This is a genomic window from Streptomyces sp. NPDC004561, assembly GCF_053602155.1.
The window spans coordinates 1-7,222 of the sequence record NZ_JBSGDB010000445.1 but is presented as its reverse complement, the minus strand read 5'-3'; the positions used below and the strand labels follow the sequence as shown (position 1 = coordinate 7,222).

Here is a 7,222-nt window from a genome sequence, read left to right as displayed (position 1 = left end):
AGCACGAAGCCGTCCTCGCCGGAGACGGCCGACCCCGCCTGCCGCCCCCGCCGGTCGATCAGCGTGACCTTGGCGCGGGCGACCGGGACCCCGGAGGCGTCCAGCACCCGGCCGCGGAAGCCCCGCAGCACCTCCTCGGCCCGCTCCAGCACCGCGTCCTCCTCGCTGCTCGCCCGAAGCTGCGTGTGCTGCTCGGCCGGACGGACGGCCTTCGGCAGGAACAGCGCGAGCAGCAGGCCCACCGCCACGGCGCCCGTGGCGATCAGGAAGGAGACCCGGAAGCCGTGCATGGTGGGGATCTCGATGCCGCCCACGTCGTTGGCCGTGTTGGCGAGCACCATGCCGATGACGGCGCTGGAGACGGACGTGCCGATGGACCGCATCAGGGTGTTGAGACCGTTGGCCGCGCCGGTCTCCGAGGCCGGGACCGCGCCGACGATCAGCGCGGGCAGCGAGGAGTAGGCGAGTCCGATGCCCGCGCCGAGGATCACCGACGTGACGATCGTCTGCCAGGCCGCGTCCATCAGGCCGAGGCCGCCGCCGTAGCCGATGGCGATGACCATCAGGCCGGTGATCAGGGTGACCTTGGGGCCGAAGCGGGCGGACAGCCGGGCGTAGACCGGGGCCGTGAACATCATCGTCAGGCCCAGCGGGGCCACGCACAGACCGGCGACGACCATGGACTGGCCGAGGCCGTAGCCGGTGGCCTTCGGCAGCTGGAGCAGCTGGGGCAGGACCAGGGAGACGACGTAGAACGCGACGCCGACCATGATCGACGCGAGGTTGGTGAAGAGCACGGCGGGGCGGGCGGTGGTGCGCAGGTCGACCAGCGGCGCCTTGACGCGCAGTTCGAACAGGCCCCACAGGAGGAGCACGACGACGGACGCGGCGAACAGGCCGAGCGTGGTCCCCGAGGACCAGCCCCAGTCGCTGCCCTTGGTGATGGGCAGCAGGAGCAGCACCAGGCCGGTGGAGAGGCCAAGGGCGCCGAGCAGGTCGAAGCTGCCCTCGGCGCGCATCGGGGACTCGGGCACGGCGAGCAGGGTGAGGACGATGGCGAGCACGCCGAGGCCGGCGGCGCCGTAGAACAGCACGTGCCAGTTCGCGTGCTCGGCGACCAGGGCCGCGGCGGGCAGCGCGAGGCCGCCGCCGACGCCGATCGAGGAGCTCATCAGGGCCATGGCCGAGCCGAGCCGCTCGCGCGGCAGCATGTCCCGCATCAGGCCGATGCCGAGCGGTATCGCGCCCATGGCGAAGCCCTGGAGGGTGCGGCCCACGATCATGGTGAGCAGCTGGCTGGTGAGCGCGCTGACCAGGGCGCCGACCACCATCACGGCGAGGCTGAGGATCAGCATGCGCCGCTTGCCGTAGAGGTCGCCGAGCCGGCCCATGATCGGGGTGGCCACGGCGCCGGACAGGAGCGTCGAGGTGAGGACCCAGGTGGCGTTGCTGGGGGCGGTGCCCAGCAGCTGCGGCAGGTCCTTGATGACCGGCACGAGCAGGGTCTGCATCACCGCGACCACGATGCCCGCGAAGGCGAGGACGGGTACGACGGCCCCGCTCGCTCCCCGGGCCCGCTGGTCGGTCGTCGCGTGGGTCATTGAGTGAGGCCTCCCGTAGACACAAGTGCCGGGTAAACCTCGTATGCACAGGCAACTATTCCGTTGCTTCGGGCCTCTAACGGATCCTTGACCCTCTCATGGTTTTCTGATCCGCCGTCAGGGATGGCGGGTTTGTGGAACGCGTTCTAGTCTGCCCGCCATGAAGGCCTATGTAGCCGGGGTCGGGATGACCAGGTTCGAGAAGCCCGAGACCCGTGACTGGCAGTACTGGGACATGGTGCGGGAGGCGGGCGGCGCGGCCCTCGCCGACGCCGGGATCGCGTACGGCGATGTGGAACAGGTTCCCATCGGCTACTGCTTCCAGCCCTCGACCGCCGGCCAGCGCGCCGTGTACGAGCTGGGGCTCACCGGCATCCCCGTCTACAACGTCAACAACAACTGCGCGACCGGCGCGACGGCGCTCATGCTGGCCCGGCAGCTCGTCGAGGGCGGCGCAGCCGACTGCGTGCTCGCGCTGGGCTTCGAGAAGATGCGCAGGGGAGCGCTCGGCGCGGCGGCCGACGGCGGGGACTTCGCGACGTCCCCCGTCGCCCGGCACTACGGCGTCATGGCCGCCCGGCACGGTTTCGAGGCCACCCCGCCGACCGCCCAGATCTTCGGCGCCGCGGCCCGCGAGCACATGGAGCGGTACGGCACCACCGAGGCGCAGCTCGCCGCCGTCGCCGCCAAGAACCACCGGCACTCCGCGCACAATCCGAACGCCCAGTTCCGGGACGTGTACGAGATCGACGAGATCCTCGCCGCGCGCACCGTGCACCGGCCGCTGACCAAGCTCCAGTGCTCGCCCACCTCGGACGGCGCGGCGGCGGCCGTGGTGGTGTCGGAGCGGTTCGCCGAGCGGCGCTCCCTCACCGGACTCGCCGAGATCGCCGGGCAGGCGATGGCCACGGACACCGAGGAGTCCTTCGCGTCCGGCTCCTGCGTCGACGTCGTCGGGCAGCCCATGAGCCGGACGGCCGCCCGCCGGGCCTTCGAGCGCGCCGGCCTCGGCATCGGGGACGTCGACGTGATCGAACTGCACGACTGCTTCTCCGTCAACGAACTGCTCACGTACGAGGCCCTCGGCATGTGCGCGCCGGGGGAGTCCGGGAAGCTGGTCGAGTCCGGCGCGACCACGTACGGCGGCCGCTGGGTGGTGAACCCCTCCGGCGGGCTGATCTCCAAGGGGCATCCGCTGGGTGCGACCGGGCTCGCGCAGGCGGCCGAGCTGGTGTGGCAGCTGCGCGGCGAGGCCGGGGCGCGGCAGGTGCCGGGAGCGCGGGTGGGGCTCGCGCACAACATCGGACTGGGCGGGGCGGCGGTGGTGACGCTGGTCCGGGCGGTGTAGGCCGTACGACCGAGGCGCCGGTGGGGCCAAAAGCCGATGCAAGGACCGTAACCGGGTTGAGAGCATGACGCCCATGCTGGAAGCCGCCGACGCCTCGCCCCTCATATCCCGCCGTACGACGCCGCCCCCCACCTGGCTGGTGGTGGCCCTCGCGTGCGCCGGACAGTTCCTCGTCGTGCTCGACGTGTCCGTCGTGAACGTCGCGCTGCCGTCGATGCGCACGGATCTCGGCCTGAGCGCCTCGGGCCTGCAGTGGGTGGTGAACGCGTACGCCATCGCCTTCGCCGGGTTCATGCTGCTCGGCGGCCGGGCCGGCGACCTCTACGGCCGCAAGCGGATGTTCCTGGTGGGGCTCGGCCTGTTCACCCTGGCCTCGCTGGGCGGCGGCCTGGCCCAGGAGGGCTGGCAGCTGCTGCTGGCGCGGGCCGCGCAGGGACTCGGCGCGGCCGTGCTGGCGCCCTCCACGCTGACGCTGCTGACGGCGGCCGTGCCGGAGGGTCCGGCCCGGGCACGGGCGATCGCGACGTGGACCGCGGTGGGCGCGGGCGGCGGCGCCGCGGGCGGACTCGTCGGCGGGGTGCTCGTGGACGTGCTGTCCTGGCGGTGGGTGCTGCTGATCAACGTGCCCGTCGGCGTGGTGGTCCTGGCCGGCTCGGCGCTGTGGCTGACGGAGAGCCGGGCCGGGGACGGGCGGCGCCTCGACCTGCCCGGCGCGCTGCTCGTCACGGCCGGCCTGGGCACCCTGGCCTACGGCATCTCGCAGACACGGGCCGAGGGCTGGACGGCGCCCGCCACGCTCGGGCCGCTGCTCGCCGGGCTGCTGCTGCTCGGCCTGTTCCTGCTGGCCGAGGCGCGTACGGCGGCCCCGCTGATGCCCCTCGGCCTGCTGAAGGTGCGCCCGGTGGCGTCGGCGAACGCGGCGATGTTCGTCTCCGGCTCGGCGATGTTCTGCATGTGGTACTTCATGACGCTGTACGCCCAGAACGTGCTCGGCTACTCGCCGCTGGAGGCCGGTGCCGCCCTCGTGCCCAGCTCGCTGTCCGTGGTCGTCGGCTCCAAGCTGGCGCCGCGCCTGATGCGGGCGGCGGGCGCGCGGACCGTGGCGGTGCTGGGCACGCTGGTGGCCGCGGCGGGCTTCGGCTGGCAGTCGACCATGAGCGCCCACGAGGCGTACGTCACCGCGATCATGGTCCCGGGCATGCTGATGATGCTCGGCGCGGGCCTGGCCACGACCCCGCTCGCCGCCCTGGCCACCTCGGGGGCCGCCCCGGGCGAGGCCGGTGTGGTCTCGGGACTCGTCAACACCTCCCGCACCATGGGGGGTTCGCTCGGGCTCGCCGTGATGTCGACCGTGGCAGCGACCGGGACGGGCGGCGGGGGCGGCGCCGGGGCGCTGACGGACGGCTACGCGCTGGCCTTCCGGGCGAGCACGGCGGTGCTGCTGGGCGGGGCGGTGCTGATGCTGCTGTGGCTGCCGCGGAGAATTTCTGCGGCTTCCCGGGGATGAGGCAACGTTCCGGGCCGCTCGTGGACTCCTTCTGACATCTAGGGAGGTGCCCATGGGGGACGGGAAGCAGGCTCGGAGCGAGGAGTTCCAGAGCTTCGTGGTCGGCCGCTGGCCGCGGCTGATGCGTACGGCATTTCTCCTCACGGGGGAGCAGCACGCCGCCGAGGACCTGGTCCAGTCGACCCTGGAGCGGGTCTATGTGTCCTGGCGCAAGGTCGGCGCGGCCGACGACCCGGAGGCGTATGTACGGCGCGTGATGATCAACCTCCATGCGCGCAGGCACAGAAGGAAGCTCAAGGAGTTCCTGGCCCCGAGGGACGACTCGGGCCTGGTGCGCGAGGTGGCCGACACGGGGGACCGGATCGCGCAGGCCGACGACCGCGGCGCGCTGCTCAAGGCGCTCGCCCAACTGCCCCTGCGGCAGCGGGAGGCGGTCGTCCTGCGCTACTGGGAGGACCTGACGGAGACCCAGGCGGCCCAGGCGATGGGCTGCTCGGTCGGCACGGTGAAGAGCAACGCGGCCCGGGGGATCGCGAAACTCCGTGCCATACCGGCACTGGCCGAGACGGTGATGCACGGAGGGCGGAAGTGATGAGCGCGGACCGGGAGAACCACGACATGACGCAGCGGGACATCGCCCTCCTCCTCGCGGACGCGGCGGACGAGGTCGAGATCGGCATAGCCCCCGTCGAGGCCCTCGTCCGCGGCGGCCGCCGCCGCAGAGCGCGACGCTGGGCGGTGGCAGCGGCCACGGCGCTGGTACTGGCGGGGTCGACGGGCGCGACCCTCGCGGTGACGGGGCTGCCCGGCGATGGGCACGCTGACCGGACGGCACCGGTGGCGATCCGTCCGACGCCGGTGCGGGCCCGGCATGTGGACGAGCCCCGGCGCACGGTCCTGGCCAGGGGCCAGTACCAGGGCAAGCAGTGGCGCGCGGAGCTCCAGGTGTGGGAGGCCCCGCGCAACCGGGCGGAGGCCGTCAGGCAGTACGACGCGATGAGCAGAGGGGGACTGCAACCGGCGGAGACCCGCAAGCCGGCCGACCTGATCGGCAGGATCTCCTTCTTCGTCACCCGTGCCTGGGGCGACCACAGCCCGCAGCAGGTCATGTTCAACACCTTGGAGAGATGGGACCGTCCGACGGGCACCGACCTCGAAGCCGCGGCCACGCGTCTGGGCTGGGGCCCGGAGAGTTCCGGACGGCTGGTGATCGGAGAGGTGGCCCAGACCGCCGGCCAGGTCAAGTGCACCTGGGACGACGGCACCAGCATGGTGGCGGTGCCCCGGGCGGCCGCCGGAGCCCCGTCGAACTGGTTCGTGTGTGTGGCACCCGAGGGCAGGCACTACCAGCAGGCGGAGGTGATCCGGTGACCGAGGCCGGCCAGGCCGTCGCTCACAACCAGCCCTGCTGCCGCGCTTCCCGTACCGCCTCCGCGCGGTTGCGGGTGCCCGTCTTCCCGATCGCCGAGGACAGGTAGTTGCGCACGGTGGACTCCGACAGATGGAGCCGGCCGGCGATGTCGGCGACCGTCGCCCCGTCCACGGCCGCCTTCAGCACGTCGCACTCACGGGCCGTCAGCGGATTCGGCCCGGCGCTGAGCGCGGCCGCGGCCAGCGCCGGATCGACCACGGTCTCCCCGGCGAGCACCCGCCGGATCGCCACCGCCAGCTCCTCCACCGGTCCGTCCTTGACGAGGAACCCGGCGGCCCCGGCCTCCATGGCCCGGCGCAGATAGCCGGGCCGGCCGAAGGTGGTGAGGATCAGCACCCGGCAGTCGGGCGCCCGCTTCCGCAGCTCGGCCGCCGCGTCCAGGCCGCTGATGCCCGGCAGTTCGATGTCCAGCAGGGCCACGTCCGGCCGATGGGTGAGCACGGCGTCCACGATGGCGTCGCCCGAGGACAGCTGCGCCACCACGTCGATGTCCTCCTCCAGGCCGAGCAGCAGGGCGAGAGCGCCGCGCATCATGCCCTGGTCCTCGGCGAGCAGAACCCGGATGGACGTGGCGGTCCGACCGTCCCGGGGCATCTCGTTCATGGGCTCAGCGTACGGCCGACCGCTGGGCACGGCGGGGCACAGGGGCCGCCTCGTGCCCGGTCCGTCCATGGGACGTCCGCCCGGGCCGACTCCGGCATCCCGGCCGACGCCGCCGCCGTCCAGGCGAACATCGTGTCCGCCGGCTACGGCGGCGCGACCGGCAGCACCGGCACGCCGAGCCCCGGCTCCGAGATCTCGCTGCGCGCCACGACCTCCTGCTGCACCACCGACTACGTCCGCCACCAGACGGACGGCACCGCCCAGTTCCGGGCCGACGCCACCTTCTGCCCGGGGACCGGAAAGAGCGGCACCGGCGCCTCGTTCGCCTCGTACGACTACCCGACGCGATACCCGCGCCACTACGACTACGGCGTCTACATAGCGAGCGACGGCGGTGCCAACGCCTTGGACAGCGGCACCTCGTGGGCCGACGACGTGAGCTGGGCGGTCAGCGGGCCCTGGGCGCCGTAACCCCGGCCGCCGACAACTCCTCCGAGTCGACCGGGAGTTCGGCGCTCACCGTGAAGCCGCCGCGCGGCGACGGGCCGGCCGTGAGGGAGCCGCCCGCCGCCGCGAGGCGCTCGGTCAGCCCCTTCAGGCCCGTACCACCGATGCCCTCGCGGTGCCGGCTGACGGCCTCGCCGGTGCCGTCGTCGGTGACCGTCAGCCGGACCCGCTCGGCGGCGCTGTCGACGGTGATCTCGCAGCGGCCCGCGTCGCTGTGCCGGACC

The 7,222-nt window shown here is 73.0% G+C and carries 8 protein-coding genes; 5 read left to right on the top strand and 3 right to left on the bottom strand.

What is annotated here, in order from left to right; genetic code table 11:
• A partial coding sequence (locus ACWEN3_RS37235) for an MFS transporter (RefSeq protein WP_452980378.1) occupies positions 1-1,601 on the bottom strand: 1,601 nt, incomplete at its 3' end.
• 160 nt (positions 1,602-1,761) lie between these two features.
• On the opposite strand from ACWEN3_RS37235, the gene ACWEN3_RS37230 reads away from it, so the two are divergent.
• From ACWEN3_RS37230 to ACWEN3_RS37215, 4 genes are all read left to right on the top strand, one after another.
• Complete coding sequence (locus ACWEN3_RS37230; protein ID WP_452980375.1) at positions 1,762-2,949, top strand: thiolase C-terminal domain-containing protein; 1,188 nt, start codon at positions 1,762-1,764, stop codon at positions 2,947-2,949.
• Between the two features lie 73 nt (positions 2,950-3,022).
• Positions 3,023-4,456, top strand: a complete 1,434-nt coding sequence (locus tag ACWEN3_RS37225) for an MFS transporter (RefSeq protein WP_452980384.1) — start codon at positions 3,023-3,025, stop codon at positions 4,454-4,456.
• A gap of 52 nt (positions 4,457-4,508) precedes the next feature.
• On the top strand, positions 4,509-5,048 hold the full coding sequence (locus tag ACWEN3_RS37220; protein ID WP_452980373.1) for a SigE family RNA polymerase sigma factor: 540 nt from the start codon (positions 4,509-4,511) through the stop codon (positions 5,046-5,048).
• Positions 5,048-5,827: a hypothetical protein gene (locus ACWEN3_RS37215; protein WP_452980370.1), complete on the top strand. Its 780-nt coding sequence runs from the start codon at positions 5,048-5,050 to the stop codon at positions 5,825-5,827. The genes ACWEN3_RS37220 and ACWEN3_RS37215 overlap by 1 nt, the downstream gene beginning before the upstream one ends.
• A gap of 22 nt (positions 5,828-5,849) precedes the next feature.
• Here the strand turns inward: ACWEN3_RS37215 and ACWEN3_RS37210 are convergent, their stop codons facing one another.
• The gene (locus ACWEN3_RS37210; RefSeq protein WP_452980381.1) at positions 5,850-6,482 is read right to left on the bottom strand and encodes a response regulator; all 633 of its coding nucleotides are present in this window, start codon (positions 6,480-6,482) and stop codon (positions 5,850-5,852) included.
• Positions 6,483-6,623: 141 nt separating this feature from the next.
• Between ACWEN3_RS37210 and ACWEN3_RS37205 the strand changes: the two genes are divergently transcribed.
• Positions 6,624-6,962, top strand: coding sequence for an AbfB domain-containing protein (locus ACWEN3_RS37205; RefSeq protein ID WP_452980367.1), 339 nt, complete (start codon positions 6,624-6,626; stop codon positions 6,960-6,962).
• On the opposite strand, the gene ACWEN3_RS37200 is transcribed toward ACWEN3_RS37205, so the two are convergent.
• Positions 6,940-7,222 (bottom strand): ATP-binding protein (locus ACWEN3_RS37200; protein ID WP_452980365.1); only part of this gene is annotated, 283 nt, incomplete at its 5' end. The two genes, ACWEN3_RS37205 and ACWEN3_RS37200, sit on opposite strands and share 23 nt — an antisense overlap.

Coding starts and splice junctions, on each gene's coding strand:
- ACWEN3_RS37210 (WP_452980381.1), bottom strand. CDS start 6,482: ATGCCCCGGGACGGTCGGACCGCCACGTCCATCCGGGTTCTGCTCGCC.
- ACWEN3_RS37215 (WP_452980370.1), top strand. CDS start 5,048: ATGAGCGCGGACCGGGAGAACCACGACATGACGCAGCGGGACATCGCC.
- ACWEN3_RS37230 (WP_452980375.1), top strand. CDS start 1,762: ATGAAGGCCTATGTAGCCGGGGTCGGGATGACCAGGTTCGAGAAGCCC.
- ACWEN3_RS37220 (WP_452980373.1), top strand. CDS start 4,509: ATGGGGGACGGGAAGCAGGCTCGGAGCGAGGAGTTCCAGAGCTTCGTG.
- ACWEN3_RS37225 (WP_452980384.1), top strand. CDS start 3,023: ATGCTGGAAGCCGCCGACGCCTCGCCCCTCATATCCCGCCGTACGACG.